The 25,236-nt window shown below is 63.5% G+C and carries 21 protein-coding genes; 14 read left to right on the plus strand and 7 right to left on the minus strand.

The features are described from left to right. Positions 1-10 precede the first annotated feature (10 nt). The gene (gene maiA / locus CDV46_RS25870) at positions 11-664 is read right to left on the minus strand and encodes a maleylacetoacetate isomerase (RefSeq protein ID WP_087725908.1); all 654 of its coding nucleotides are present in this window, start codon (positions 662-664) and stop codon (positions 11-13) included. Between the two features lie 182 nt (positions 665-846). On the opposite strand from maiA, the gene CDV46_RS25875 reads away from it, so the two are divergent. Genes CDV46_RS25875 through arsH form a run of 6 tightly spaced genes read left to right on the plus strand, consistent with a single transcriptional unit; the run spans position 847 to position 5,563 of the window. Next, positions 847-1,284: a MarR family winged helix-turn-helix transcriptional regulator gene (locus CDV46_RS25875; RefSeq protein WP_254916228.1), complete on the plus strand. Its 438-nt coding sequence runs from the start codon at positions 847-849 to the stop codon at positions 1,282-1,284. Positions 1,285-1,314: 30 nt separating this feature from the next. Then, on the plus strand, positions 1,315-2,913 hold the full coding sequence (locus tag CDV46_RS25880) for a DHA2 family efflux MFS transporter permease subunit (RefSeq protein ID WP_087725910.1): 1,599 nt from the start codon (positions 1,315-1,317) through the stop codon (positions 2,911-2,913). Positions 2,914-2,958: 45 nt separating this feature from the next. Further along, positions 2,959-3,294 (plus strand): ArsR/SmtB family transcription factor, encoded by a 336-nt coding sequence (locus tag CDV46_RS25885; protein WP_087688936.1) that lies wholly within the window; start codon positions 2,959-2,961, stop codon positions 3,292-3,294. Then, positions 3,291-4,364: an ACR3 family arsenite efflux transporter gene (gene arsB, locus CDV46_RS25890; protein WP_087725912.1), complete on the plus strand. Its 1,074-nt coding sequence runs from the start codon at positions 3,291-3,293 to the stop codon at positions 4,362-4,364. Before CDV46_RS25885 ends, arsB begins: the two co-directional genes overlap by 4 nt. Before the next feature lie 48 nt (positions 4,365-4,412). Beyond that, positions 4,413-4,835 (plus strand): arsenate reductase (glutaredoxin), encoded by a 423-nt coding sequence (gene arsC / locus CDV46_RS25895; RefSeq protein ID WP_087725914.1) that lies wholly within the window; start codon positions 4,413-4,415, stop codon positions 4,833-4,835. After that, on the plus strand, positions 4,832-5,563 hold the full coding sequence (arsH, locus tag CDV46_RS25900; RefSeq protein ID WP_087725916.1) for an arsenical resistance protein ArsH: 732 nt from the start codon (positions 4,832-4,834) through the stop codon (positions 5,561-5,563). Before arsC ends, arsH begins: the two co-directional genes overlap by 4 nt. Before the next feature lie 81 nt (positions 5,564-5,644). On the opposite strand, the gene CDV46_RS25905 is transcribed toward arsH, so the two are convergent. Beyond that, entirely contained in the window at positions 5,645-6,481 is an 837-nt protein-coding gene (locus tag CDV46_RS25905) for a hypothetical protein (RefSeq protein ID WP_140413487.1), read from the minus strand. A 346-nt stretch (positions 6,482-6,827) separates the two neighbouring features. Here CDV46_RS25905 and atzF point away from each other — a divergent pair, with 346 nt between their 5' ends. The 8 genes from atzF (at position 6,828) to CDV46_RS25945 (ending at position 20,077) form a co-directional block, all read left to right on the plus strand. Further along, positions 6,828-8,651 (plus strand): allophanate hydrolase, encoded by a 1,824-nt coding sequence (gene atzF, locus CDV46_RS25910; protein ID WP_087725920.1) that lies wholly within the window; start codon positions 6,828-6,830, stop codon positions 8,649-8,651. Between the two features lie 14 nt (positions 8,652-8,665). Further along, a complete protein-coding gene (gene uca / locus CDV46_RS25915; protein WP_087725922.1) occupies positions 8,666-12,277 on the plus strand; it encodes an urea carboxylase in 3,612 nt (1,203 codons plus the stop codon). 37 nt (positions 12,278-12,314) lie between these two features. Beyond that, on the plus strand, positions 12,315-13,037 hold the full coding sequence (locus tag CDV46_RS25920) for a GntR family transcriptional regulator (protein ID WP_087725924.1): 723 nt from the start codon (positions 12,315-12,317) through the stop codon (positions 13,035-13,037). A 90-nt stretch (positions 13,038-13,127) separates the two neighbouring features. Further along, positions 13,128-13,496 carry a hypothetical protein gene (locus tag CDV46_RS25925; protein WP_087725926.1) on the plus strand — a complete coding sequence of 123 codons (369 nt, stop codon included), beginning with the start codon at positions 13,128-13,130 and terminating at the stop codon, positions 13,494-13,496. Positions 13,497-13,660: 164 nt separating this feature from the next. Further along, entirely contained in the window at positions 13,661-14,917 is a 1,257-nt protein-coding gene (locus CDV46_RS25930) for a TolC family protein (RefSeq protein ID WP_087726107.1), read from the plus strand. Between the two features lie 11 nt (positions 14,918-14,928). Beyond that, entirely contained in the window at positions 14,929-16,485 is a 1,557-nt protein-coding gene (locus tag CDV46_RS25935) for an efflux RND transporter periplasmic adaptor subunit (RefSeq protein WP_087725928.1), read from the plus strand. Continuing rightward, the gene (locus CDV46_RS25940; protein ID WP_087725930.1) at positions 16,482-19,697 is read left to right on the plus strand and encodes an efflux RND transporter permease subunit; all 3,216 of its coding nucleotides are present in this window, start codon (positions 16,482-16,484) and stop codon (positions 19,695-19,697) included. Before CDV46_RS25935 ends, CDV46_RS25940 begins: the two co-directional genes overlap by 4 nt. Further along, a complete protein-coding gene (locus CDV46_RS25945; RefSeq protein WP_176399203.1) occupies positions 19,694-20,077 on the plus strand; it encodes a copper-binding protein in 384 nt (127 codons plus the stop codon). The genes CDV46_RS25940 and CDV46_RS25945 overlap by 4 nt, the downstream gene beginning before the upstream one ends. Positions 20,078-20,155: 78 nt before the next feature. Here the strand turns inward: CDV46_RS25945 and epsC are convergent, their stop codons facing one another. The 5 genes from epsC to CDV46_RS25970 all read right to left on the minus strand — a co-directional run bounded on the left by epsC (position 20,156) and on the right by CDV46_RS25970 (position 25,131). Further along, positions 20,156-21,091: a serine O-acetyltransferase EpsC gene (gene epsC, locus CDV46_RS25950; RefSeq protein ID WP_087725933.1), complete on the minus strand. Its 936-nt coding sequence runs from the start codon at positions 21,089-21,091 to the stop codon at positions 20,156-20,158. A gap of 94 nt (positions 21,092-21,185) precedes the next feature. Next, a complete protein-coding gene (locus CDV46_RS25955) occupies positions 21,186-22,058 on the minus strand; it encodes an ABC transporter permease (RefSeq protein WP_087689113.1) in 873 nt (290 codons plus the stop codon). Positions 22,059-22,111: 53 nt separating this feature from the next. Further along, positions 22,112-22,906: an ABC transporter ATP-binding protein gene (locus CDV46_RS25960; protein WP_087725936.1), complete on the minus strand. Its 795-nt coding sequence runs from the start codon at positions 22,904-22,906 to the stop codon at positions 22,112-22,114. A gap of 1 nt (position 22,907) precedes the next feature. Then, positions 22,908-23,939, minus strand: coding sequence for an ABC transporter substrate-binding protein (locus CDV46_RS25965; protein WP_441339365.1), 1,032 nt, complete (start codon positions 23,937-23,939; stop codon positions 22,908-22,910). A gap of 298 nt (positions 23,940-24,237) precedes the next feature. Then, positions 24,238-25,131 carry a Crp/Fnr family transcriptional regulator gene (locus CDV46_RS25970; RefSeq protein WP_176399204.1) on the minus strand — a complete coding sequence of 298 codons (894 nt, stop codon included), beginning with the start codon at positions 25,129-25,131 and terminating at the stop codon, positions 24,238-24,240. Positions 25,132-25,236: the final 105 nt, after the last annotated feature.

Below are 25,236 nucleotides of genomic sequence, written 5' to 3' on the forward strand. Positions count from 1 at the left end.
CACCCTGCCCTCAACTCCCTCGACGCCGATACCCCGCTTGCTCGAACGGATGCGCCTGCGCAAACGCCGGCAGCTTGAAACACCGCTTCCCTAATGCGGCGACCTTCGGAAACGCGATGAGGTCCATGTCGTACACATGGGCCAGCGCGATCTGACTGGCGATGCCGATATCCGCGAGCGTCGGCGCGGCGCCCAGTGCAAACGGTTCAGCGGGACGTTGACTCAATAGCCGCTCGTACGTTGCCAGCCCTTCCCTAACCCAGTGCCGGCACCACGCCTCAATGGCCGCGCCGTCAGCGCCAAACGCCTGCCCGAGATGCTTGCGAACACGTGGCACGGTCAACGGATGCGAGTCCGCAATCGACACGGATGCCAGTGCCCGCGCATAGGCCCGTTCCTTCAAATCTTCCGGCAGCAATCGCGGCTCGGGGTACGCCTCGTCGAGGTACTCCATGATCGCCAGCGACTGAAACACACGATGCCCGTCGTGGACCAACGTGGGCACCACGTGCTCCGCGTTGACCGCCGCGTACTCGGCGTCAAACTGACGCCCCGACAAAATGTCGACTTCAATTTCTTCGAATGGCAGGTTCTTGAGCGCAAGCGCCACCCGAACGCGGAACGCCGCATTCGATCGCCAAAAACCATAGAGCTGGATTGTCATCGGATCAGTCCTCTTTTACTTTTTTAACGATTGCAATTGCAACCGACAAGATCATGCCACCCTACAATTGCAGTTGCAACTCTCCAGAGTCGAGAGTATCCACACATCGATTAAGGGACGCTTGACATTACCTGACTTATCAAATACTGTTCAGGCAATTAAAATCCGAGTCCGGGTCTGGCGTGAATCATTACGACCGCAACAACTTCCAACTGACGCAGAGCGTCGGCTTCTACCTGAGCAAGGCCCGCAACCTGTTGGCGGCAGAAATGGATCAGGCACTGAAGCCGCTCGACATCACCGGGCCGCAGATGGGCATCTTGCGCACACTCGGGGTCGGCGAGATCACCACCCCGCTTGAAATGAGCAAGATGCTCGGGATGGATTCCGGCTCGACCACGCGGATGCTCGACAAGCTCGAAGCCAAAGGTCTGATCTCCCGCCATCGCAGTACCGATGACCGCCGCGTCGTCAAACTGGCACTGACCCCTGCCGGCAAACAGGTCGACGAACAGATTCCCGACATTGCACCGCACGTCCTGAATCACCGGCTGAAGGACTTCTCCGCCGAAGAGTTCAAGCAGTTTCTCAACTTGCTCAAAAAATTCGTGGGCGACTGACCCACGCGTTTTTTTCGGAATTTATCTGACATGTCAGACATTGATAAGACAATAAGCTCCCCTTCAGCTCCTGCGCCGGCACCGCGCAAGCCTGTCGAACTGCCACCCCTCAAAGGCGGCAAACTGGCCCTCGCCAGTTTCGCGGTGGCGCTGGCAACGTTCATGAACGTGCTGGATTCTTCGATCGCCAACGTGGCCATTCCAACCATCTCGGGAAATCTCGGGGTCTCAGTCGACGAAGGCACCTGGGTCATCACGCTGTTCGCAGCGGCCAACGCCGTGTCGATTCCGCTGACCGGCTGGCTGACGCAGCGCGTCGGGCAAGTGCGGCTATTCGTGATCTCGATTCTGCTTTTCGTCTTGTCGTCGTGGCTGTGCGGCATTGCGCCGAACCTGCCCACATTGCTTGCCGCGCGCGTACTGCAAGGGGCCGTCGCCGGCCCGATGACACCGCTCTCGCAAGCGATCCTGCTTGGCTCTTATCCCAAGCAGAAAAGCTCGACGGCGCTGGCGCTCTGGGCCATGACCGCTACCGTCGGCCCCATTGCCGGCCCAGCCCTCGGCGGGTGGATGACCGACAACTATTCATGGTCCTGGATCTTCTATATCAACATCCCTGTCGGCCTGTTTGCCGCTGCCGCGACGTGGATCATCTACCGCGATCGCGAGTCCGAGCGCCGCAAGCTGCCGATTGACGTGGTCGGCCTGTCGTTGCTGGTGATGTGGGTCGCCGCGTTGCAGATCATGCTCGACAAAGGCAAGGATCTCGACTGGTTCCACTCGACGACCGTCGTGGTGCTGGGACTGGTCGCCGTGATCGGCTTCGCCTTCTTCATCATCTGGGAATTTACCGACGCCCATCCAATTGTCGATTTGCGGCTGTTCAAAGGCCGCAACTTCCTCGCTGGCACGGTGGCGATTTCCGTGGCGTACGGCATCTTTTTCGCGAATCTCGTCGTGTTGCCGCAATGGATGCAGCAATACCTCGGCTATCCCGCCCTGCAAGCGGGTCTCGCCACCGCGCCGCTCGGGATCTTCGCCGTCCTGCTCACACCCATGCTCGGACGCATCATCCCGAAAACCGACCTGCGCATACTCGCCACACTGGCCTTCGTGGGCTTTGCCGGTGTGTTTTTCATGCGCGCGCAATTCACTACGGGCATCGACATGCGCTCGCTGGTACTTCCCACGTTATTGCAGGGCATTCCGACCGCACTCTTCTTCGTCCCGTTGACCGCGATTTTGCTGTCCGGATTGCCCCCGGAGAAGATCCCTGCGGCGGCTGGTCTGTCGAACTTTGTCCGCACATTCTGCGGGGCGATGAGCACCTCGCTGACGGCCACGGCATGGAGCGACCGCACCATCCTCCACCATGCGCGTCTCACCGAGCAGATCGTGGTCGGCAGTCCATCGGTTCAGTCCACCATCAACACTTTGCAGACCGTGAACGGGTTCTCGTACGCGCAGGCGCTGGCGTCCATCGAGAACAGCCTGAATCTTCAGGCGGTCATGCTGGGACTGGACGATATTTTCTGGATCTCCGGCGTGATCTTCATGCTGATCATTCCCCTGATCTGGTTCACGAAACCCGACAAGAACGCTGCGAGTGGTCCGGTGGCAGCTCACTGAGGTGCCGTTGTTGATATATTTCCATGTTTCGACTATATTCGAAACATGGAAACGAATAACGCCCTCGAAGCGCTGGCTGCGCTTGCTCACTCCGTCCGTCTAACGGTGTTCCGGCTGCTGGTGCAGGCCGGACCTGACGGTTTGCCTGCGGGCCGCATCGCCGAGTTGATGGACATGCCAGCGTCGTCGCTGTCGTTCCATCTCAAGGAACTGCACCGCGCCGAGCTGCTCGCGAGCCGCCAAGACGGCCGCTCCATCATCTACATGGCGCGCTTCGAGACCATGAACGGCCTGCTCGGCTATCTCACGGAAAACTGCTGCGGCGGCGTCCCGTGCCTGCCCGATTCGGCGTGCACCGTCCCGATGAAGCCGAAATCATGAACACCACGCCAACACCCGCATCGCCAGCCTCGGCAGCCGCGTCCAATGCCATCGGTTTCTTCGAGCGCTATCTGACGGCTTGGGTCGCGATGTGTATCGTCGTCGGCATTCTACTGGGGCAATGGCTGCCGGGTCTTTTCCACGCGGTCGGCGCGATGGAAGTTGCACAGGTGAATCTGCCCGTGGGCGTGCTCATCTGGGTGATGATCATCCCGATGCTGATCAAGATCGACTTCAGCGCGATGGGGCAAGTGACCGGCCATTGGCGGGGCATCGGCGTCACGCTGTTTGTGAACTGGTTCGTCAAACCGTTCTCGATGGCGCTTCTGGGCTGGATCTTCATACGCCATCTGTTTGCCGCGTGGCTGCCGTCCGATCAGATCGACAGTTACATCGCGGGTCTCATCTTGCTCGCCGCCGCGCCCTGCACCGCCATGGTCTTCGTGTGGGCGCAGCTTTGCAAAGGCGATCCGTACTTCACGCTGTCGCAGGTGGCGCTTAACGACGCGATCATGATCGTCGCCTTCGCCCCGGTGGTGGCGCTGCTCCTCGGGCTGTCGTCGATCACCGTCCCGTGGGACACCTTGATGATCTCGGTCGGCCTCTACATCGTCATCCCCGTGGTGATCGCTCAGATCCTGCGAAAGGCGCTGCTTGCCCGTGGAGAAGCGACTTATCAACGCGTCGTCAGTGCCTTGGGGCCGTACTCGATCACGGCACTGCTCGCCACACTCGTGCTGTTGTTTGGCTTTCAGGGCAACGCCATCGTCCGGCAGCCGCTGATCATCCTTCTGCTGGCGGTCCCGATTCTCGTGCAGGTGCTGCTCAATTCCGGGTTGGCGTACTGGCTCAACCGCAAGCTGGGCGTGGCGCACTGTGTCGCCGGTCCGTCCGCGTTGATCGGCGCGAGCAATTTCTTCGAACTGGCCGTTGCCACGGCGATCAGTCTCTTCGGCTTTCAGTCCGGGGCAGCACTCGCCACGGTCGTCGGCGTGTTGATCGAAGTGCCCGTCATGCTCCTTGTGGTCGCCGTCGTCAATCGCTCGCAACGCTGGTACGAAACGCAATAAGTCCGCGCAATAAGTCTGCGCAGCAAGGCAAAGCACTAAGGAAACGTCATGTCCGTCACCATCTTTCACAATCCCGCGTGCGGCACGTCGCGCAACACGCTGGCGATGATTCGCAACGCGGGTATCGAGCCCGTGATCATCGAATACCTGAACACGCCGCCCGACCGGAATACCCTGCAAACCATGATTCGCGACGCGGGACTCACCGTGCGCGAGGCCATTCGGGAGAAAGGCACGCCCTACGACGAGTTGGGTCTTGCTGCCCCGTCGCTTAGCGATGATCAGTTGCTCGACGCCATGCTCGCGCATCCGGTCCTGATCAATCGTCCGTTCGTCGTGACGGACTTGGGCACGCGCCTCTGCCGTCCGTCCGAGCGCGTGCTCGATATCCTGCCGTCGCCGCAACAAGGCGCGTTCACCAAAGAAGACGGTGAAGCCGTCATCGACGCCCAAGGCCGGAGGGTCGAATGAACCTCGATATGCCCAACGTCAACCACCCAGCCCTCGACGTGCCCGACCTTCGCAAGCTCGAACCCGCCAAGGTCGGCACCCATCCGCCTCGCATCCTTCTGCTCTACGGTTCGCTGCGCGAGACGTCGTACAGCCGTTTGCTGGTACAGGAAGCCGAGCGCATCCTTCAGCACTTCGGGGCTGAGACCCGCATCTTCGATCCGCATGGCTTGCCGATGACGGACAGCGTGTCGGCCGATCATCCGAAGGTGGTCGAACTGCGCAAGCTCTCTGAGTGGTCGGAAGGCCAAGTGTGGTGCAGCCCGGAACGTCATGGCACCCTGAGCGCCGTCTTCAAGAATCAGATCGACTGGCTGCCGCTCGAAATGGGCGGTATTCGCCCGACGCAGGGCCGCACGCTTGCCGTGATGCAGGTCTGCGGCGGCTCGCAGTCGTTCAATTCGGTCAATGCGCTGCGCGTGCTCGGGCGCTGGATGCGCATGGTGACGATTCCGAATCAGTCGTCGGTCGCGAAGGCGTATCAGGAGTTCGATGCGAATGGCCGCATGAAGCCGTCGCCCTATTACGACCGGGTTGTCGACGTCATGGAGGAACTGATCAAGTTCACATTGCTGGTGCGTGACCGCTCCGACTACCTGACGGACCGGTACAGCGAGCGCAAGGAAGCAGCACCGGCCGTGGCAACGGCACTCGCCACGGCGGCCATGAGCCACGAGCAAGACAAATAAGCGCTGCGCCATCAAAGAGAAAGCCAACGTGGCCACCCACGTTGGCTTTCGTGCTTCATCCCGTCGTCATCGCCACGGCCACTATTTGCCGCAGACCTTCATATCGGCGGGCTTGCCTTGGCTCATGCAGCTTTTGGTCTCCGTACCGCCTTTGTAGTTGACTGAGAGACCGTCGGGCGTACCGTTGGCATCGGCATGATCGACGGCAATCAATGTCGTGCCGATGTAGAACGCCTTTTCAAGGCGCGGACCGCGCGCCGTCTTCACGGGCCGCTTCAGGAAGACTCTCGAACCGTCTCCTGTCACGAGAATCGTCGCGCTATTCATGAAATCGCCCACCGGCGCTTCGGCGCTACTGGCAACCGCCGTCGTCGGTATAGCGGTCCCGCCGCCGTCCTTCGACCCCTCGACCGATTTACGCAACTCCAGCCGATGCACCAGCTTGCCGTCTGCGATCTCCGCGACGATGCGCCCGGTCTGCTGAGAACTCCCGCGATAGCTCGGCCCCCACGACTCGCGCACCGCTTCGTAGACCAACTCGACTTGTCCGTCCAGCTTGCCGGCTTTGCAACTGGCCGACACCGGGCGAACGACCACGTTGGTGTAGCGATGACCGTAACCCGTCGGGCCGTCACCTGCCGAGTAATCGGAGGTCCCCGTCAGCGACGTCAGTTGGGCCGCAGGTACCTGACACGGCCAATCGCCTGACTTGGCGGTGTCGACGTAGAAGAACACGTTCTGCGCATCCGCATAACGTTGGTACTGAGCGTCGGCTTCCCGCAACAATCGTGTTTGCGTTGCGTCCTTTACCGTCGGCAGTTGCAGCGGCTCGGCCTGCGCGCCGACGCTTGCCAACAGCAGGCCGGCGGCGAAAGCACCCAACACTTGTCTTGCCACATCGCGTTGTTGTACTGGCATCTCACACTCCCTGTGAATTGACATACACGACCTACGAGTTGCGGCCCTGCGTCCGGTTTGGTTTTCCGCCGTCTGCGCGCGATTCACCGAACCTGAGCACACATTACGGAACCGCAGTCACTCACGCAATACTCGCTTTCAAGGTAGTTGGTCTGGCTTTGGTGCACTACGGCTCGCTTGAGGTGCGCGCGCGTGTCCATGGTGCCCACGCGCACCAACACGAACAAAAACTGCGCGGCCACAGCGCACCAACTTCGCCCGCAAAACCGCCAAAGCCTTTACCCGCAAGCCTTGGCACGCTTCTTGTTAATACAAATGCAAACTTGTACACAAGAAGGAGTACCAAATGCGTGGATGGACCATCGGCGAGTGGCTTGAGGCGTATCGCGGCGGGGCAACCCCGGAAGCTTTGCTCACTGCATTGCGCCAGACGTTGCTTGCCCCCGACCCGGCATGGATCTCCGTGGTATCGGAAACGGCACTCGCGGACCAACTCGCGCGTCTTGCCGACCGGCTGGCCGCTGCGGGTGGCGACCAAGGCAAGCTGCCGCTCTACGGCGTGCCGTTTGCCGCCAAGGACAACATCGACGCGCTCGGCTTCGACACGACGGCCGGCTGCCCGGCCTTTGCCTACACCCCGGATCGCGACGCGACCGTTATCGCACGACTGGTCGACGCCGGCGCCATCGTCATCGGCAAGACCAATCTCGATCAGTTCGCCACCGGACTCGTTGGCGTGCGCTCCCCGTACGGCATTCCCACCAACGCGTTCGATGCCGACTACATCAGCGGCGGCTCCAGTTCAGGCTCGGCCTCGGTGGTCGCACGCGGCCTGGTTCCGTTCTCGCTCGGCACCGACACGGCAGGCTCCGGGCGCGTGCCGGCAGGGCTGAACAACATCGTCGGCCTCAAGCCCACGCGCGGCGCGTTCAGCAATACCGGGGTGGTGCCCGCCTGCCGCACGCTCGACTGCGTGTCTGTTTTTGCGACGACGCTCAGCGATGCCACTCGGGTGTATGACGTCGCCGCTGCGCTCGATCCCGCCGATGGCCTGTCGCGTGAAGCGCCATCGTCCGCCTTGGTTTGGCGCGTGCCCGATGCCCCGCGTTTTGCCATTCCCCAGCAGCCCGAATTCTTCGGCGACGCGTTGGCAGAACAAGCCTTCCGCGACGCAGTGGCCGCCATGCAGGCGCAAGGCGCGACCTGTGTGCCGATCGACTTCTCGCTGTTCGACGAGGTCGCGGCGTTGCTTTACGACGGCGCATGGGTCGCCGAGCGGTACGCAGCGGTGCGGGACTTCGCACAGGCCAACGAGGCCGACATTCATCCGGTCGTGCGCGACATCATCTTCAAGGCGACGCAGTTCTCCGCCGCCGATGCGTTCGACGGCGTGTATCGCCTCGCGGACCTCAAGCGCCGTGCCGACGCCCTCCTCGCACAGTTCGACGCCCTGCTCGTGCCTACGGCCCCCACGCACTACCGAATCGCCGAACTGCTCGACGATCCCGTGCGCCTGAACAGCAATCAGGGCAAGTACACCAACTTCGTCAATCTGCTGGACTGGAGCGCCATCTCCGTGCCCGCCAGTATTCGAAGCGACGGCCTGCCGTTCGGCATCACGCTGATCGCCGACGCCTGGCGCGAACGTGCGCTCGCCGCCTACGCCGCCAAGTGGCATCAACGCACCGAGCTGCCGCGCGGCGCGACCGGCCTGCCGCTGCCGAAGGACGTGTCGCTCCCTGCACGTGCCGAGGGTGCAGCAACCATTCGGGTGGCCGTCGTCGGCGCCCATCTGCGCGGCATGCCGCTCAATCACGAGCTGACGTCGCGCAACGCGCGCTTCGTCGAAGCCACGACGACCAGCGCGGACTACCGGCTTTACGCACTCGCCAACACATCGCCACCCAAACCCGGGCTCGCCCGCGCCGACAGCGGTGCGCCGATTCGCGTCGAGTTGTGGGATGTCCCCGCCGAAACCTTCGGCACGTTTGTCGCAGGCATTCCGGCGCCGCTCGGCATCGGCACGCTGGAACTCGCCGACGGGCGACGCGTGAAGGGCTTCATCTGCGAGCCGTTTGCGCTCCGCGAGGCGAAAGACATTACCGAATTCGGCGGCTGGGCCGACTACCTGCAAGCGATGCGCAACATCGCCACCGCGACCGCGCACTGACCCCGGAGCCCGCCATGTTTCATACCGTTCTGATCGCCAACCGTGGCGAGATCGCGTGTCGCATTGCCCGCACGCTGGCGCGCATGGGCATTCGCAGCGTGGCCGTCTATTCCGACGCCGACCGCAACAGCCTGCACGTTGGTGCCGCCGACATCGCCGTACCGCTCGGCGGCAACACGGCGGCAGAGAGTTATCTGCGCACCGACCTGATCCTTGCTGCGGCAAAGTCGAGCGGCGCGCAGGCCATCATTCCCGGTTACGGGTTCCTCTCGGAGAACGCCGAATTTGCCGCCGAGTGCGAAGCGCAAGGCATCGCGTTCGTCGGACCGACGCCCGCGCAGATGTCGCAGTTCGGCCTGAAGCACGCCGCCCGAGCGTTGGCAGAACAAGCGGGCGTGCCGCTGACGCCGGGCTCAGGCCTGCTCGAAGACATCGACGCGGCACACGCAGCGGCCGACGCCATCGGCTACCCGGTCATGCTCAAGAGCACCGCCGGAGGCGGCGGCATCGGGCTCACTCGCTGCGACGACGCGGCGGAACTGACGGCGGCCTTCGCCTCGGTGCAACGTCTGGGCAAATCGTTCTTTGCGAACGCGGGCGTTTTCGTGGAGCGCTTCGTCGACCGGGCCCGCCACGTAGAAGTGCAAATCTTCGGCGATGGCCAAGGGAACGTCATCACGCTGGGCGAGCGCGACTGCTCGTTGCAGCGGCGGAACCAGAAAGTCGTCGAAGAAACACCCGCGCCCAATCTGCCCGCCGAGATACGAGAACAATTGCTGGCCGCTGCCCGCCGACTCGGTCAATCGGTCGCTTACCGATCCGCCGGCACGGTGGAGTTCATTTACGACGCCCCGCAGGCCCAGTTCTACTTCCTCGAAGTCAACACGCGGCTTCAGGTGGAACACGCCATTACCGAGGCAGTCACCGGCATCGATCTCGTGGAATGGATGATCCGGACGGCGGCGGGTGAGCCGCCATCGCTGACGCAGGACATCACCGGGCGTGGCGCGTCCATCGAAGTGCGCGTCTACGCCGAGAATCCGCTGAAGCACTTCGCCCCGAGCCCCGGCGTATTGACGGAAGCCGTATTCCCGGCCGGCGTTCGCGTCGATACATGGGTGTCGACCGGCACGGAAGTCTCGGCACATTACGACCCGATGATCGCCAAAATCATCGCCTTTGGCGACGACCGCCCGGCCGCCATCGCCAACCTGCAACAGGCCTTGTCGCAGACGCGCCTTGGCGGCATCGCGACGAACCTTGACTACCTTCGCGCCGTGGTCGCCTCCGAGACCTTCGGCACCGGCAATGTCTCGACGCGCGCGCTCGACACGTTTGCTTACGCGCCAAACGCCATCGAAGTCATCGAGCCGGGCACTTACACCACCGTTCAGGACTATCCGGGACGCGTCGGCTATTGGGACATCGGCGTGCCGCCGTCCGGCCCAATGGACGACTGGGCATTTCGCGTGGGCAACACCATCGTCGGCAACGTGGCGCAGGCCGCGGGCATCGAGGCGACCGTCGTCGGCCCAACGCTGCGCTTCTGGCAAGACACTGTCATCGCGCTGACCGGCGCACCGACCGACGCCACGCTGGACGGCGAAACCGTCGCGTTCTGGGCCCCGATTACCGTGAAGTCCGGCCAGACGCTGCGCATGGGCAAGACACTCAGCGGCTGCCGCACCTATCTCGCCGTGCGCAATGGGCTCGACGTGCCGGTCTATTTGGGCAGTCGTGCCACGTTTGCGCTGGGGCAATTCGGTGGACACGGCGGGCGTACCTTGCGCCCCTCCGACATCCTGCCGATTGCCGACCCAACGGCGCCGGCGACCGCCGGCCTCGCGCCCCGGCATGCACCGGTCGCGTTACCGCAAGCGTTGGTGCCGGCCTACGGCAAGACGTGGGACATCGGCGTGCTCTACGGCCCTCATGGCGCGCCGGACTTCTTTACACCCGCGTCGATTACTGCGTTCTTCGAAGCCGAATGGGAGGTGCACTACAACTCGAACCGGCTGGGCGTCCGGCTCAATGGCCCGTCACCCGAGTGGGCGCGTGCCGACGGCGGCGAAGCGGGCCTGCATCCGTCGAACATCCACGATTGCGAATACGCCGTCGGCAGCATCAACTTCACGGGCGATATGCCGGTGATCCTCACCCGTGACGGCCCCAGTCTTGGCGGCTTCGTTTGCCCCGTCACCATCGCAAAAGCCGAGTTGTGGAAGGTCGGGCAGGTCAAGCCGGGCGACAAGATCCGCTTCCGTCCGATGTCGTTTGACGATGCGCTTGCCCTCGAACGCGAACAAGATGCGCTGCTCGACCACGGCTTCGACACGGGCGGCATTGCGACCGCTTTGACTCCAAGCTTCACCTCACCCGGCACGTCGCCGATCCTGCATGAGACGGCCGCCCATGGCGAGCGCCCCAAGACCGTGATCCGCCAAGCCGGTGACAAGCACGTGCTCGTGGAATTCGGCGAGAACGTGCTCGACCTCAACCTGCGCTTTCGTATTCACGCGCTCATGACCTCGCTGCGCGAGCAGGCGCATGACGGCATTCTCGAGCTGTCGCCCGGCGTACGCTCGCTGCAAATTCGCTACGACAGCCGGGTGATCGACCAACGGGCGCTGGTACGTGTCGTCGCGGCGACCGATGACGGCTTGAGCGACATCCGAACGATGCGCGTACCCAGCCGCGTCGTGTACCTGCCGATGGCCTATGAAGACTCCGCCACGCTCGACGCTGTTGCCCGCTACCGGCAATCGGTGCGCGATACCGCACCGTGGCTGCCGAGCAATACCGAGTTCATTCGCCGCATCAATGGGCTCGCGACGCCAGACGACGTGCGTAACACCGTGTTCGAGGCCAGCTATATGGTGCTGGGGCTGGGCGACGTTTATCTGGGCGCCCCGTGTGCCGTGCCGGTCGACCCGCGCCATCGCCTGATGACGTCGAAATACAACCCTGCGCGCACCTACACCGCCGAGGGCACCGTGGGCATCGGCGGCGTGTACATGTGCATCTACGGGATGGATTCGCCGGGCGGCTATCAGCTCATTGGCCGCACGCTGCCGATCTGGAACAAGTTTCTCAAGAACGAGGTGTTCATCGACGGCAAGCCGTGGTTGCTGCGGTTCTTCGATCAGGTGCGCTTCTATCCGGTCACGGAAGCCGAACTCGACCAGCTTCGGCAGGACTTCCGCGAAGGCCGTCAAAGCGTGCGTATCGAAGACGAGACCTTCGATCTGGGCGAGTACAACGCGTTTCTCGAACGCATTGCCCCCGAGCTGCAAACCTTCAAGGCCGCGCAAAAGACCGCGTTCGATGCCGAGGTCCAGCGGTGGAACCATGAATCGGCGCACGCGCCCAAGGCCACCGAGCGCGGCGACCCGGCTGCCGAGATTCGTATCGACGGCTCGGTGGTCGCAGCCGATATCAGCGGCAGCGTCTGGAAGCTGGTCGCACAACCGGGCGAACGGGTGAGCGCAGGCGATCCGCTGCTGATTCTGGAGGCAATGAAAATGGAGTTCCATATTGCAGCGCCCCGCGACGGCATCGTCGACACGTTCCACTGCCGTCCCGGCATGATGATTCACGCGGGCGATCCGCTCGTCTCGATTAGCTGACCCTTTCTTAGCTGCCCCTTCACTACCTGTCTTTGCCATGAACGAAAACAATGCCCTTCTGCCGGAGAAGCAAGGTCCGGCGAGCAGTGCCCACTCGATTGCGGCACAGGTCTATGCGTCGCTCAAAGCCGACATCTTCGACTTTCGCCTGCTGCCCGGCGACCGCTTCAGCGAAGGCGACGTCGCAACCCGCATGCAAATCAGCCGGACACCCGTGCGGCAGGCGCTGTTCTGGTTGCAGCGCGAAGGGTACGTCGATGTTCATTTCAAGAGCGGGTGGCAAGTCCGCGCGTTCGACTTCAAGTACTTCGAAGACCTGTACGAGATTCGCATCGTGATGGAGTCGGCCGCCATCGCCCGCATCATCGAAGGTGCGATGGTGCCGTCGCTGGCGGCCTTGCGCGCCATCTGGTGCGTCGCGCCGGAGCAGCGCGAGGCCGACCCGGCAACGGTGGCTTCGCTCGATGAGGCCTTTCACGCCGGACTGGTCGCGGCGACGGGCAACATCGAGATGTCGCGCATGCATCAGGACGTCACCGAGCGCATCCGCATCATCCGCCGACTCGACTTCACGAAAGTGCCACGCATCGCCGCCACCTACGAGGAGCACGCGGCCATTCTCGACGCCATTCAGGACGGCAACGTCGCGCTGGCGCAATCACGGATCAAGGCGCACATCGCCGAGAGTCAGGCGGAGGTGAAGCGCATCACGCTGTACATGCTGCAATCGGCCCGGCAGCGCTATGCGGCCGACGAGTGAGCGATTCAACCCAACGATGAATCATCCACAACAGGCCATGGGCACCAAAATCCCCGACAACGCAGATAACGGACTGCTATACTCCGCACGATGAAATTCCTGCGGATTTGCTGCCTCTTTCTGCTTTGCGCCGTGCTGCCCATCAGTGGGCTGGCGGCCAGCGGCTTGACCGGCGCTTGTCCGATGCAGATGTCACCGTCGGTGGACGATGGCGACATGGCCGCCATGGCTGCGGATATGCCCGGCTGCGATTCCATGAAAGCCCCCGACGGCGTCAAACTCAAAGCGCCGTTCTGCAAGGCCACCACCCAGTGCCAACTGGGCAGCCTGTATCACCCGGTCGACCTGCCGTCGGCCACCCGCCCTTTCGGCCCCATGACCGCCGTCACGTTCGCTTACGCCGACACCCTCAGCGTGCGCGCCCCCGACGGCCCGTGGCGCCCGCCCACATCGCTCTGACCCCAGCCAGTTGTTAATCAAGGTTCGTCGCGCAAGCGGCGAAGTTGCTCCATGCGGAGCGCGAATCCCTATGGGGTTCGTCGATTCGGGGTTCTACCATGCATCCGATTCCCGGTGCGTCCATTCGCTGGCGCACCCGAACGCACTCGTGCGTTCTCTTCATCATGCTCGCTCTCGTTGGCGCCAGTGCACCCCGTGCATTCGCACAAGAGACCAGCGCGTCACAATCCGTTCCCTTCACGCTTGAGGCCGCGCTTCAGTCGGCGGTGACACGCTCTGCCAGCATGCAGGCGGCGCAAGCGTCCGTCCGGTCCAGTGCCGAGGCCGCCGTGAAAGCCGGGCAACTGCCCGATCCGACGCTCAAAGCAGGCATCGACAACCTGCCCATCAACGGCGACCAGCGCTTTACCGTCGGGCAAGACTTCATGACGATGCGCCGTATCGGCATCGAACAGGAGTGGGTCTCGTCAGAGAAGCGGGAACTGCGCACCGCGCTGGGCAACCGCAGAGTCGACCGCGATCGCGCGGCGTATCTCATGCAAGTGGCCAATGTCCGGCAGCAGACCGCGACGGCGTGGCTCAATGCCGTCTATGCCAAACGGGCCCTCACGTTGCAACAGGCGCTGGTCATGCACATGACCCACGAACTGGGCGCGACGCGGGCGTCGTATCGCGGTGCCAAAGCCTCGGCCGCCGACGTGGCGCAAGCGCAGGCGATGCTCGGTCAGGCGCAGGATCAACGCCTCAAAGCGCAGCAAACGCTCCAGTCCACGCTCATCGCCTTGTCTCGCTGGACCACGGCCACGGTCGGCGACGTGGTCGGCGACCCGCCCGCCACCGACTCGGTGGTGCCGTCGTTACCGCCGGAGCAATTGGATCGGGTGCAACCCGCCCTGATTTCGGCCGAAGCCGACATCGCCGCCGCTGACGCCGATACCTCGGTTGCACGCAGCGACCGCACACCGAACTGGAGCTGGGAGGTCGCGTATCAGCAACGCGGCAGCCAGTACTCGAACATGGTGTCGGTCGGCGTGAGCATTCCACTGCCCATTCACCGTGGCAGCCGGCAAGACCGCGATGTGGCGGAAAAGGCCGAGTTAGGCACGCGTGCACGGCTGGTGTACGAGGACACGCAACGTCAAGTGCAAGCCGACATCCACAACCTCGCCACTCTCATCGAGAACGGCCACCAGCGTCTGACTAATCTGAACGGAACGCTGCTGCCTGCCGCCGATCAGCGCGTGCAGTTAGCCACCGCTGCCTATCAGGCGGGCAACGGCGCACTGACCGACATCTTCGCGGCCAAGCGGGCGCAGTTGGAAGCGCAGTTGCAAGCGCTGGACGTGCAGCGCGACACCTCGCTGGCGTGGGCACAACTCGAATATCAAGTGGTCCCGCCCAGCATGGCGGCGGACCAATGAGGGAGACGAACATGAACAAGAAACCTCTGGTCATCGGCATCGCCGGGTTATTTGCCGCCGCTGCGCTGCTTGGCACGGGCTACGTCGCAGGCAAACGCGAAGCGGTGCCGATGTCGGTAACTGCAATGGCTGACGGCAAGGCCGACGCCGCGCCGACCGGCACTGCCGCGCGCAAAGTGCTGTACTGGCACGATCCGATGCAACCGAATCAGCACTTCGACAAGCCCGGCAAGTCGCCCTTCATGGACATGCAACTGGTGCCCGTCTATGCCGACGAAGCGGCCTCGAACGGCATCAAGATCAATGCCGATCTACAGCAGAATCTGGGCATCCGCTACGCCACGGTTCGCCGGCAGGCGGTGAGCGAAAGCTTCGAGGCCGTGGGCAGTACGCAGTTCGACGAGTCGCAAGCCGATGTTGTCCAGTCACGCGTGACCGGCTACATCGACCGACTGTATGCGAGTGCGCCGATGCAACGGGTGAAGCAAGGGGCACCGATTGCGTCGCTGTACGTGCCGGACTGGCTGCCGCCGCAAGAGGAATACCTCGCGCTCAAACGCAGCCACATGGACGACGGCATGCTCGCCGCTACGCGCGCCCGCATGCGTGCCTTGTCCATTCCCGACGGGCTGATTTCGGCGCTGGATCGGACCGGCACGGTGCAAACTCACGTCGTGTTGCCGGCCCCGCGTGCCGGGGTGCTGACCGAGTTGAACGTGCGCAACGGGGCGATGGTCACGCCGGGACAGACGCTGGCGAAGGTCGCCGGTCTGTCGAAGCTCTGGGTCATCGTCGACATTCCCGAGGCGATGGCCGCCCGCGTGCAGCCGGGCATGACCGTCGACGCCACGTTGGCTACCGACGCCTCACAACACCTCACCGGCCGGATTCGCGAAATCCTGCCCGGCATCAATCCGAACAGCCGCACGCTGGCCGCCCGCCTCGAACTCGACAACGCCGACGGCAAGCTCACGCCCGGCATGTGGCTCCGGGTTCGCATCGCGGGCCAAGCAGCCGCCCCGCGCTTGCTCGTGCCTTCCGAGGCAATCATCGCCACCGGCAAACGCACAGTCGTCATCGTGCAGAACAGCGACGGCCGTCTTCAACCGGTCAACGTCACGGTCGGCAGCGACTTCGGCAACGACACGGAAATCGTCAGCGGACTGAGCGACGGCCAGCGCGTCGTGGCGTCGGGCCAGTTCCTCATCGACTCGGAAGCCAGCCTGAAATCGGTGTTGCCCGTTGCAGACGCCCCACCGCCCATGATGCCCACGATGCCCATGACACCGGACAAGCCTGCCAGTGCATCGGCGGCAGCCGCGGCGAGTGCATCACCAACGTACGAAACCACGGGCAAAGTCGAATCGGTTACCCCCGAGGGCATCACGTTTTCGCATCAACCCGTACCGGCGCTCGGCTGGCCCGCGATGACGATGTCATTCGGCAAAGCATCGCCCACGGCCTTTGCCGAGGTGAAGCCGGGCCAGACGCTGCACTTCGTGTTCCGGCAAACGGACGACGGATACCAGTTGACGAAGGTCGAGCCTGTCGGCGGAGGCCAGCGATGATTGCCCGCATCATTCATTGGTCGATCCACAACCGCTTTCTGGTGTTGCTGGCGACCGTACTCGTCGCGGCGTGGGGGGTGTACTCGCTCGCCCGAACGCCGCTCGATGCCCTCCCCGACCTGTCGGACACGCAGGTCATCATCAAGGCGTCGTATCCGGGCAAGGCACCGCAGGTCATCGAAGATCAGGTGACCTATCCGCTGACGACGACGTTGCTCGGCGTGCCCGGTGCCAAGACGATTCGCGCGTATTCGTCGTTCGGCGATGCATTCATCTATGTGCTCTTCGACGACAAGACCGACCAGTACTGGGCGCGCTCGCGCGTGCTCGAGTACCTCAATCAGGTGCAAAGCCGCTTGCCGCAAGGCGCGACCGTAGCCCTTGGGCCGGATGCCACCGGTGTGGGCTGGGTCTATGAGTACGCACTGGTCGACCGCACCGGTAAACATGATCTGGGACAGTTGCGCGCGCTCAACGACTGGTTCATCAAGTTCGAGCTGAAGTCGGTGCCGGACGTTGCCGAGGTGGCGTCGCTTGGCGGGATGGTCCGGCAGTATCAGGTGGTCCTAGATCCGGACAAGCTGCGCGCCTACGGCATCACGCACAGCGCCGTGATCGACGCGTTGAAGAAGGCCAATCAGGCGTCGGGCGGCTCGGTGGTGGAAATGGCCGAATCGGAATACATGGTCCGCTCCACCGGCTATCTGCAAACGCTGGACGATTTCCGCCACATCCCGCTGCGCAGCGACGACGCAGGCACGCCGGTACTGCTCGGCGATGTCGCGCGCATCCAGATCGGTCCGGAAATGCGGCGCGGCATCGCCGAATTGAACGGCGAAGGCGAAGTGGCCGGCGGGGTCATCGTCATGCGCTCGGGCAAGAACGCGTTGACGACGATCGACGGCGTCAAGGCTCGACTGGCTGACCTGAAGAAGTCGCTGCCGCCGGGCGTCGAGGTGGTCACGACGTACGACCGGTCACAACTGATCGAGCGCGCGGTCGACAACCTCAAAGACAAGCTGATCGAAGAGTTCATCATCGTCGGGCTGGTCTGCGCGGTCTTCCTGTTTCATTTGCGCAGTGCGTTTGTCGCCATTCTTTCGTTGCCGCTGGGCGTGCTGGCCGCCTTCATCGTCATGCGCTATCAGGGCGTGAACGCCAATCTGATGTCGTTGGGCGGTATCGCCATCGCCATTGGCGCCATGATCGACGCGGCCATCGTCATGATCGAGAACGCCCACAAGCATCTGGAAGCGTTCGAGCACGCGCACCCCGACACGCCGCTCACCGGTGCGAAGCGATGGCAGTTGATCGCCGGCTCGGCGGCCGAAGTCGGGCCTGCGCTGTTCTTTTCGCTGCTGATCATCACGCTGTCGTTCATCCCGGTGTTCTCGCTCGAAGGACAGGAAGGCAAGCTGTTCTCGCCGCTCGCGTTCACCAAGACCTACACGATCGCGGCGGCGGCCGGGCTGTCGGTAACGCTCGTGCCGGTGCTGATGGGCTACCTGATTCGCGGGCGCATTCCACACGAGGCGTCCAATCCCATCAACCGGGTCTTGATCCGGCTTTACCGGCCATTGCTGGAGCGAACTCTGCGGCGTCCATGGGTCACCATCGGCATCGCCGTCGTGGCGCTGATGCTGACGGCGATCCCCATTTCGCGACTGGGTGGCGAGTTTCTGCCGCCGCTCGACGAAGGCGACCTGCTCTACATGCCGACCGCGTTGCCGGGCATTTCGGCAGCCAAAGCCACGGAATTGCTCCAGCAGACGGACCGCCTGATCAAGACCGTGCCGGAAGTTGCGACCGTCTTCGGCAAATCGGGGCGAGCGGATACGGCCACGGACCCGGCGCCGCTGGAAATGTTCGAGACGACGATTCAGTTCAAGCCGCGCAGCGAATGGCGGCCGGGCATGACGCCGGAGAAGCTGGTCGACGAACTGGACCGCACGGTCAAGGTGCCGGGCTTGTCGAACGTCTGGGTGCCGCCGATCCGGAACCGGCTCGATATGCTCTCCACTGGCATCAAGACCCCCGTGGGTGTGAAGATCTCCGGCCCGGACCTGACGCAGATCGACAAGATCGCCACGCAAGTCGAGGCGGCGGTGAAACCTGTGCCGGGTGTGACGTCGGCGCTTGCCGAGCGTCTGAACGGTGGCCGCTACATCGACGTGGACGTCAACCGGCAGGCGGCGGCTCGCTATAACTTGTCGGTGGCAGACGTGCAGTCGGTGGTGTCGTCGGCGGTCGGTGGCGAGAACGTCGGTGAAGTGATTGCGGGCCGGGAGCGGTTTCCCATCAACGTGCGCTATCCCCGGGAAGTTCGCGATTCGCTTGAGTCGCTTCGGCAACTCCCGGTCGTCACCGACCGGGGCGCGCAGATCCGGCTGGCCGATGTGGCCGATATCAAGCTGACCGACGGGCCGCCGATGATCCGCAGCGAAAACGCCCGGCTGGCCGGCTACGTCTATGTGGACATTCGGGACACCGACCTCCAGTCGGCGGTCAAGGCCATGCAGCACGCAGTCGCACAGAAGGTCGTGCTGCCGCCGGGCTATTCCATCGCGTGGTCCGGTCAGTTCGAATATCTGGAGCGAGCCGCCACGACACTGCGCACGGTGATTCCGATCACACTCGCGGTCATCTTCATCCTGCTGTTCCTCACGTTCAACTCGGCGGCAGACGCCGCCCTGCTGATGTCGACGGTGCCCTTCGCACTGGTCGGCGGCTTCTGGCTCATCTGGATGCTGGGTCACGCCGTGTCGGTCGCCACGTCGGTCGGCTTCATCGCGCTGGCCGGTGTCGCGGCGGAATTCGGCGTGGTGATGCTGCTGTATCTGAAAGGCGCCCTCGACCGCCGGCTGGCCCTTGGCGAACCGTTGAGCGAAGCCATGCTCAGTGACGCCATTCGCGAAGGCGCTGTGTTGCGGGTGCGTCCGAAAGCCATGACGGTGGCCGTCGTCCTCGCCGGTCTCGTCCCGATCATGGTCGGACATGGCACCGGTTCGGAAGTCATGCAGCGCATTGCCGCGCCGATGGTCGGCGGCATGGTCACGGCACCGCTGCTGTCGATGTTCGTTATTCCCGCCGCCTGGTTCTTACTCCAGCGTCGCCGCTTGCGACAAGCGCAACGCGCTGGCCCCGATGCAACACCCCCGGCTGTTTCCTCTGGCACGGACGTGCCTTCCCTTACCTCTGGAGAAATGCAATGAAGATGAAGTCAATGACGATGCTTGCGATGGCGGTGCTTGCCGCGAGTTCCACCGCCGTCTTTGCCGCAGGCGATATGAGCAATATGGGCAACATGGGCAATATGAACGGCATGGCCATGTCACCGTCGGCGCAAGGCACCAAACCCGCCGCCGCAGGGCAGCTCACGGATGCCGTGGTGCGCAAGACGGACACCGCGACGGGCATGGTCACCATCAAGCACGGGCCGCTGGAGAACGTCGGCATGCCGGCGATGACGATGGCGTTCAAGACCCGCGATACCGCCATGGCCGCGCAGGTGCATGAGGGCGACAAGGTCAAGGTGCGCGTGGAAAACGTCAACGGCACCATGACCATCGTTCGGATGGAAAAGCAGAACTAAGACGAGGAACCGGGGGCGACGTGCCACAACGTGGCGTCGCCGCCTGGTTCTGTCAGTTGATGCGCAGCAACGACAGGATTAAAGCCGGTCGCTCTCGTCCCGCGACGACGCACCGGCTTCGCTGCGCGACTTGGCCTGTGTGATGTTGCTGTACGGCGGCACGTCTTGCGTGAGCCAGACGTTCCCGCCAATGGCCGAACCCTGACCGATGGTCACACGACCGAGAATCGTCGCGCCCGCGTAGATGACGACGTTGTCTTCCACAATCGGGTGGCGCGCGAGGCCCTTGCGCGGATTGCCGTCGTCGTCCGCCGGGAAGCGCTTGGCACCGAGCGTCACCGCCTGATACACCCGTACGCGCTGGCCCAGAATGGCCGTCTCGCCAATCACCACGCCCGTGCCGTGATCGATGAAGAAACCCGCGCCGATCTGTGCGCCCGGGTGAATATCGATGCCTGTTTCGGAGTGGGCCTGCTCGGCAATGATGCGGGCGAGCAGCGGCAGTTCGAGCCGGTACAGTTCATGCGCGAGACGATGGTGAATCATCGCGAGAATGCCCGGATAGCACAGCAGTACCTCGTCGACGCTGCCCGCCGCCGGATCCCCCTGATAGGCCGCCAGCACGTCGCAGTCGAGCAGTTCGCGAATCTGCGGCAGGCGCCGTGCAAACTCCTGAACCGCCACATGGGCGCGCTCTTCCACCAGCGTCGCGTCGATGTCGGTGTCGTGCCTGTCCTTGTATCGCCACTCGAGCCGCACCTGCTCCGCCAAGCCGTTCAGTGCACTGGCAAGCGCATGACCGACGTAGTAGTTTTCGCCCTGCTGATGGAGTTCGAGCGGGCCGAGCCGCATCGGAAACAGTACGCCCTTGAGCAACCCGACAACGTCGGCGAGTCGCTCGCGCGACGGCAGGTCGCGCCCGCCGGGTTCGAGAAAACGCCGCTGCCGTTCGCGCCAACGAACACGTGCGGCGTGCAATGAGGTAACGACGTCGTCAATATCAAACGCTGCCACGAGTGATGCTCCTGCTTTTGAAATTGCCGTCGACGGCAATCAAATGTCGAATTGATGCGCGTGCCGCTACCGGTCGCCGGGCGTGGCGCTCACTTCACGCCGTCTGCATGCCCCAGCGCCGCACGGTCACGCGCGCCAGCGTGTCGAATACGAGATGCTCGACGATGAGCCCGATCACGATCACCGTCAGCAAACCGGCAAAGACGCGATCGGTATAAAGCTCGTTGCGGTTCTGGTAGATGTACCACCCCAGTCCGCCACCGCCCGTATTCGCACCGAACACCAGTTCCGCAGCGATCAGCGTGCGCCATGCAAACGCCCAGCCGACCCGCAGCCCGGACAGTACCGAGGGCAATGCCGCCGGGGTGAGAATCCACGCCACCTGCCGCAATCCGGAGAGTCCGTAGTTGCGCCCGATCATGCGCAGCGTCGGCGAAACCGCCTCGAAACCTGTGTAGATGCTCAACGCCAGCGGCCATAGTACCGCGTGTACGAGAACAAAGAGCAGGCTGCCTGTGCCCAGCCCAAACCACAGCAGTGCCAACGGCAGCAACGCAATCGAGGGCAACGGGTTGAACATGCCGGTCAGCAGCGCCAGCAGGTCACGCCCGGTCGCGCTGGCCATCGCCAGCGACGTCAGTGCGAAGGCGCAAAGCACCCCTAGCGCATAGCCGCGAAGCAAGACCCATAGCGACGCGGCGGTACGGCTCAATAGCTCGCCGCTGACCCAGCCGTCCCACCACGCGCGGGCCGTGGCGCCCGCCCCCGGCAGGAGCAGATCGTTGTCGACCAGACGTGCTGCGACTTCCCACAGCACGATCAACACGATGCCGATGGCGAGCTTGCGCCAGACGGAGACGGGGATCGCCCAACGGTTCGGCTGGGTATCGACGGAGACGTTCGACTCAGCCGCCGTCTCGACGACCGCTTCGCGCGTGCTGGCACGACGCGGTGTACGCGGATAAATGCGCTCCTGACGCTGCGCGGGCCGCAGGCGGACGACTTCGGAGGGCAACCGGCTCACAACGCCTCCTTGGCGTACTGGCGCGGCACGGGCTCATCCTCGCCGAACAACAGATCGTGAATGCGGGTTGCGGCTCGCTGAAACGCGGGTGTGCCCACGTCGTCGAGCGCGAACGCACCCGCATCGAGTTCTGCACGCAGACGGCCGGGCTGGGCGTCGAGCAAGACAATACGGTTGCCCACGATCAGGGCCTCTTCAATGGAATGGGTGACGAAGATAAGCGTCACGCGCGTGTCGTCCCACAGCCGCAGAAGCTCCTCCTGCATGCGGGTGCGGGTCAGCGCATCGAGCGCGGCGAACGGTTCGTCCATGAGCAGCACACGCGGGCGCACCGCGAGCGCGCGGGCAATCGCCACGCGCTGCTTCATGCCGCCGGACAGCGTGTGCGGAAACGCGTTGGCATAGCGCGAGAGTCCGACCTTATCCAGCGTCTCCAGTGCCCGCTCACGCGCGTCCGTCCGGGAAAGCCTCAACGCCGCGCGCAACGGAAACATGACGTTCTGCACGACCGTCTTCCACGGCGCCAGTTGATCGAACTCCTGAAACACGACCATGCGGTCGATGCCGGGCTTGTCGATGCGCTGCCCGTCGAGGCGAATCTCGCCGCGCGTCGGGCTCACAAACCCGGCAATCGTCTTGAGCAAGGTCGATTTACCGCAGCCCGACGGCCCGAGCAGCACGAAGCGATCGCCGTCATGGACATCGAACGACACATCGCTCACGGCCTGCACACGCCGCCCATGGCTGCGAAACTCGATATCGAGGCCACTGACCTCAAGCACCGCCGCCATCTCAGCTCCCTTGCCCCAGCGCGGGTTCTGCGAAGAAGTAGTCACGCCACGACGCCGGCTTGTGACGCACGGCACCCACGCGTTGCATGAACTGCGCCAGTCCCAGCGTGTTTTGCGGCGTGATCGAGAAGTCGACCTTCGGGTCTTTGATGATGCTCACCAGCAGCTTCTTGTCGGTCTTCGCCTGATTCACCCGGATGTAGATATCGGCGGCGGCCTCGGGCTGGTGTTTGACGAAGTCCGCCGCCCGGGCGAGCGCGAGCACGAAGGCGCGATACGTCTTGGGGTTGTCGTTGCGGTATTTCTCGGTCGTGTAGAGCACCGTGGCCGAACTCGGGCCGCCGAGCACCTCGTACGAATCGAGCACGATGTGGGCGTTCGGGTTGGCGGCCAGTTCCTGTTCCTGAAACGGCGGTGTGCCGAAGTGGCCCGTGATCTCGGTGCCGCCCGCAATGATCGCGGCGGCAGCATCAGGATGCGCCATGGTCTGCGTGAGCTTGTCGAGCCGGTCGAATGCCCCGTCGCCCCATTGTTTGGCTGCCGCGTATTGCAGCACGCGCGACTGGACCGAGACGCTCACGGCGGGCAGCGCGATGCGGTCCTTCTCGGTGAAGTCGGCGATCGTGCGCACCTTCGGATTGTTGCTGATGAGGTAGTACGGCAGGCTGCCCAGCGACGCCACGCCCTTCACGTTCTGGCGGCCATACGTCCGGTCCCAGACGGTGATGAGCGGCCCGACACCGGCCCCAGCGATATCGATCGCGCCCGAGAGCAAAGCGTCGTTGATGGCGGCCCCGCCCGAAAGCTTCGCCCAGTCGACCTTGACGTCCACGCCCAGCTTGCGGCCCTCCTGCTCGATGAGCTGCTGATCGCGTACCACATTGAGCAACAGATAGACGATACCGAATTGCTCGGCAATACGGATACGGCCTTCCGCGTGCGCCGCAGGCACTGCGGTGGCAAACGACAGGCCCACCAACAACAGGCGTAGCGCGTGTCGACGAAAACCGGACGGTTTGAAACGTTGGATCAGATGCGAAGGCGCGAGCTTGTGCAGCGTGTGCAGGAAGGAATGGGCAAAACGCATGGCGGAGGGCGTCCTCAAGGGCGTGCGGGATGTGTGCAGAGAAGCCCGAAAGTAGCGGCCCCGCGCTGTCGCGGTCAACGAAGCAAATCAGACAAGGTTATGGCGCTCAGGCATAAGCCGTGAGCCCTTTGCCCGCACCATTCGGCCGCCCCGGCCCATCGGTCGCTCATGGCCACCGCAAAGTCGAATCGGTGCTTTGCGTAGCAGAAATCACGCGAAGGACTGTCGGCTTGGTGACAGATCGTTACGCGTCATCGCGCCCAGAATGACCTTCATCGACGCCCTCACTGATGGCGCGCAGTTGCGCCAGATCGAGCAGCGTGACGCGGCCGTACCGAATCCGCACGATGTGCCGGTCCAGAAACCAGCGGAATTCGCGATTGAGGTACTGGCGCGAGGCCATCAGCAGTGCCGCGAGGTCTTCCTGCGACAACCGCAGGCTGAGCGCGATACCGCCAGCCGCGCCGTGGGTATCGGCCGTCTCGGGCACGCCGTAGCGCTTGGCCAGCGCGAGCAACTGATAAGCAAGACGCGCTCGGAACGGGGTCAGGCTATGGCGCCCCAGACGGTCATGCAGCCCGCGCGCACGGCCGGCAATCAGGCGCAGCAACGTGGCCGTGAGCGCCGGGTTGCGCGCCAGTTGTGCATTGAGCACATGGGCAGGGATATGAAACAGCCGCGTAAGACCCCGCGCCCGCTGATTGTGGACTGAGGTTTCGCCGGTCAGGACGGCAATGAAGTTGGCGACCTCGCCGGGCGGGATGAAGTCTTCAACAGCACGTCCGCCCTCGGGGCTCGACCACTCCCATTCGAGCACGCCGCTGAGGATGACGTGAATGTCCGGGCAGGCCTCGCCCGCGCCGTAGATGAGCGTGCCATCGGGATAGGTCCGCAGATGGCCCGCGCAGACAAGCGCTTCGAGCACGTCGTCAGGCCAGTTGCGCAGGCCGGCGTTGTTGCGAAACGCGGTCCAGACGATGTCGCGCTGTTGCGCCGTCAGGTCGCGCCCGCTCGACTGCAACGGCAAATGGCTTGCCGCCTGAAGGGCAATTCGCTGACCGGCATTGGCGTAGCCCGGTGCAGCGTGAGGGTCGGTCGTGAGGGGCGTATCAAGTGCGTCGGGTGCGGGTGCTTCCATGTCGCCACTGGCTGATAGAGAGAGAGGGTCGGTGATGCGGGGAATTGACCACATTACCCCGTTTCGCACGCCCGCCAAGTGACGAATCGGCATATGGAAATTCAT

Origin of the sequence: Pandoraea sp. PE-S2T-3, from assembly GCF_002179965.1 — a bacterium.
Taxonomy (GTDB): domain Bacteria; phylum Pseudomonadota; class Gammaproteobacteria; order Burkholderiales; family Burkholderiaceae; genus Pandoraea.

Coding starts and splice junctions, on each gene's coding strand:
- maiA (WP_087725908.1), bottom strand. CDS start 664: ATGACAATCCAGCTCTATGGTTTTTGGCGATCGAATGCGGCGTTCCGC.
- CDV46_RS25880 (WP_087725910.1), top strand. CDS start 1,315: ATGTCAGACATTGATAAGACAATAAGCTCCCCTTCAGCTCCTGCGCCG.
- CDV46_RS25885 (WP_087688936.1), top strand. CDS start 2,959: ATGGAAACGAATAACGCCCTCGAAGCGCTGGCTGCGCTTGCTCACTCC.
- arsB (WP_087725912.1), top strand. CDS start 3,291: ATGAACACCACGCCAACACCCGCATCGCCAGCCTCGGCAGCCGCGTCC.
- arsC (WP_087725914.1), top strand. CDS start 4,413: ATGTCCGTCACCATCTTTCACAATCCCGCGTGCGGCACGTCGCGCAAC.
- arsH (WP_087725916.1), top strand. CDS start 4,832: ATGAACCTCGATATGCCCAACGTCAACCACCCAGCCCTCGACGTGCCC.
- CDV46_RS25905 (WP_140413487.1), bottom strand. CDS start 6,481: ATGCCAGTACAACAACGCGATGTGGCAAGACAAGTGTTGGGTGCTTTC.
- atzF (WP_087725920.1), top strand. CDS start 6,828: ATGCGTGGATGGACCATCGGCGAGTGGCTTGAGGCGTATCGCGGCGGG.
- uca (WP_087725922.1), top strand. CDS start 8,666: ATGTTTCATACCGTTCTGATCGCCAACCGTGGCGAGATCGCGTGTCGC.
- CDV46_RS25920 (WP_087725924.1), top strand. CDS start 12,315: ATGAACGAAAACAATGCCCTTCTGCCGGAGAAGCAAGGTCCGGCGAGC.
- CDV46_RS25925 (WP_087725926.1), top strand. CDS start 13,128: ATGAAATTCCTGCGGATTTGCTGCCTCTTTCTGCTTTGCGCCGTGCTG.
- CDV46_RS25930 (WP_087726107.1), top strand. CDS start 13,661: ATGCTCGCTCTCGTTGGCGCCAGTGCACCCCGTGCATTCGCACAAGAG.
- CDV46_RS25935 (WP_087725928.1), top strand. CDS start 14,929: ATGAACAAGAAACCTCTGGTCATCGGCATCGCCGGGTTATTTGCCGCC.
- CDV46_RS25940 (WP_087725930.1), top strand. CDS start 16,482: ATGATTGCCCGCATCATTCATTGGTCGATCCACAACCGCTTTCTGGTG.
- CDV46_RS25945 (WP_176399203.1), top strand. CDS start 19,694: ATGAAGATGAAGTCAATGACGATGCTTGCGATGGCGGTGCTTGCCGCG.
- CDV46_RS25960 (WP_087725936.1), bottom strand. CDS start 22,906: ATGGCGGCGGTGCTTGAGGTCAGTGGCCTCGATATCGAGTTTCGCAGC.
- CDV46_RS25970 (WP_176399204.1), bottom strand. CDS start 25,131: ATGGAAGCACCCGCACCCGACGCACTTGATACGCCCCTCACGACCGAC.